The sequence below is a fragment of the Peribacillus sp. P4_B1 genome, assembly GCF_056402395.1.
Genome location: NZ_JBFUHM010000155.1, coordinates 1 through 790, shown reverse-complemented (window position 1 = coordinate 790; position 790 = coordinate 1). Strand labels below are relative to the sequence as shown.

General features: G+C 40.5%; 2 protein-coding genes and 1 pseudogene. 2 read left to right on the top strand and 1 reads right to left on the bottom strand.

Annotated features, from left to right (window positions below; genetic code table 11):
- Nucleotides 1-215 (top strand): glycerate kinase (locus AC1DVK_RS27015; protein ID WP_477627834.1); only part of this gene is annotated, 215 nt, incomplete at its 5' end.
- Nucleotides 205-488: pseudogene (locus tag AC1DVK_RS27010) on the top strand (GntT/GntP/DsdX family permease); the annotation flags it as partial. The gene AC1DVK_RS27015 and the pseudogene AC1DVK_RS27010, both read left to right, overlap by 11 nt.
- A gap of 135 nt (nt 489-623) precedes the next feature.
- On the opposite strand, the gene AC1DVK_RS27005 reads toward AC1DVK_RS27010, so the two are convergent.
- Nucleotides 624-790: IS3 family transposase (locus AC1DVK_RS27005; protein WP_477627835.1), on the bottom strand; the 167-nt coding region annotated here is incomplete at its 5' end.

Here is a 790-nt window from a genome sequence, read left to right as displayed (position 1 = left end):
AAGCGAAGAAGCATGATATTCCCGTATTTGTCTTGGCTGGATCAATCGGAACAGGTATTGAAGCTTTATATGACCATGGAATAACTAGTGTCCATAGTCTGGTGAACGCTCCTATGCCTTTAAAGGAAGCTATGGAAAGAGGGGCTGAATTTTTGGAACTAGCAGCTGAACAAGTAATGCGGACTTTTTTGGCAGCGAGTAAAAATAGGCGGTAATCATATTTTTTTATTGTTTTGGCCATTGGCGTGTGAGACAACTAAATTCAAGTTGCATCCGTTCTTATCGCTACTATTAGGCACTTTATTTGTGGGTTTTGCTTCTGGAATGCCTCTGGATCAGATCGTTGAGAATATTAACGGCGGTTTTGGCGGACTGATGACGAGCATTGGACTTGTAATCGTTTTCGGTTCAATAATCGGAACCATTTTGGAAAAAGTGGGGCCGCTTTACGAATGACCGAAGTCGTATTGAGGATTGTCGGTCCTAAACCTTCATACAAGGGGTAGTCACGATTATCACGACGATGATATTATGGGTCATTCTTGTGTAATATTAATATTGGGAAAATGGAGAGGCGTGAAATGCACATAACCCTGTCAAGTAGACAATAAAAAAAGAGTATTTCAAGCTGCGGCCTTTTCTCGATATTCAATCGGGGAAAGGCCGTTAAATTTTTCCTGGAAGCGATCCGTATTGTAGAAGTCTATATACTCCTGAATAGCTACATAAGCTTCCTCTGCTGTTTTTGGACATACCAAATATAACTTCTCTGTTTTTAAATGCGAGAAGA